Source organism: Acinetobacter sp. SwsAc6, assembly GCF_013391565.1.
GTDB lineage: Bacteria > Pseudomonadota > Gammaproteobacteria > Pseudomonadales > Moraxellaceae > Acinetobacter > Acinetobacter cumulans.
Genome location: NZ_JACAXE010000070.1, coordinates 1 through 1335, shown reverse-complemented (window position 1 = coordinate 1335; position 1335 = coordinate 1). Strand labels below are relative to the sequence as shown.

Here is a 1335-nt window from a genome sequence, read left to right as displayed (position 1 = left end):
TATGCGTTACGCAGATCCAAATACAGACGGCTCAAAAGTTCAATTTAAATCACAATATGAAAACTTTATTGGTGGCAAATGGGTCGCACCGGTCAAAGGCGAATATTTTGACAACATCTCTCCTGTTGATGGTAAAGCCTTTACCAAAATTCCACGTTCATCGGCTGAAGATATTGAGTTAGCGCTCGATGCTGCGCACGCAGCCAAAGCCGAATGGAACAATACATCACCGACTACTCGCTCTAATCTGTTACTGAAAATTGCAGATCGCTTAGAAGAAAATCTAGAATTATTGGCCGTTGCAGAAACATGGGACAACGGCAAACCTGTACGTGAAACACTGGCTGCAGACATTCCACTCACCATTGACCATTTCCGCTACTTTGCTAGCTGCATCCGCGCACAAGAAGGCGGTATTTCGGAAATTGATGGTGACACCATTGCTTACCATTTCCATGAACCTTTGGGTGTTGTGGGGCAAATTATTCCTTGGAACTTCCCTATCTTAATGGCGGCTTGGAAACTTGCACCTGCCTTGGCTGCGGGTAACTGCATTGTGCTTAAACCTGCTGAGCAAACTCCAGCCAGCATTTTGGTTTTGGCAGAATTAATCCAAGACATCCTACCTGCTGGCGTACTGAATATTGTCAACGGATACGGCGTAGAAGTCGGCCGTCCATTGGCAACTAATCCACGTATTGCCAAAATTGCATTTACGGGTTCTACGGCTGTCGGCCAAATGATCATGCAGTATGCCACTGAAAATATTATTCCTGTAACACTGGAACTTGGTGGAAAATCACCAAACATTTTCTTTGAAGATGTGATGGATCAAGACGATGACTTTTTGGATAAAGCGCTGGAAGGCTTTGCCATGTTTGCCTTAAACCAAGGTGAAATCTGTACTTGTCCTTCTCGCGCCTTAGTACAAGAAAGCATTGCAGATAAATTCCTTGAAAAAGCCATTGAGCGGGTAAAACGCATTAAAACAGGCCACCCTCTCGACACTGAAACTATGATTGGCGCTCAAGCTTCGCAAGAGCAACAAGATAAAATCTTAGGTTGTATCGCAACTGGTCGTGCAGAAGGTGCGCAAGTGCTGACCGGTGGTGGTGAACGCCAAGAAGTTGGTACAGGCTTCTACATCGAACCAACCATCTTTAAAGGCAACAACAGCATGAAAACTTTCCAAGAAGAAATTTTTGGGCCCGTACTTGCTGTAACCACATTTAAAGATTTCGATGATGCCATCAAGATCGCCAACGACACGATTTATGGCCTTGGCGCAGGCGTATGGTCACGATCAGCACATACTTCATACCGAGCAGGCCGTGC

Annotated in this window: 1 protein-coding gene; it reads left to right on the top strand. The window is 45.3% G+C overall.

Translation table 11 applies throughout. The features are described 5' to 3' along the window. Position 1: 1 nt before the first annotated feature. The coding region (locus HYG93_RS19135) for an aldehyde dehydrogenase family protein (protein WP_178962796.1) at positions 2 to 1335 on the top strand (1334 nt) is incomplete at its 3' end.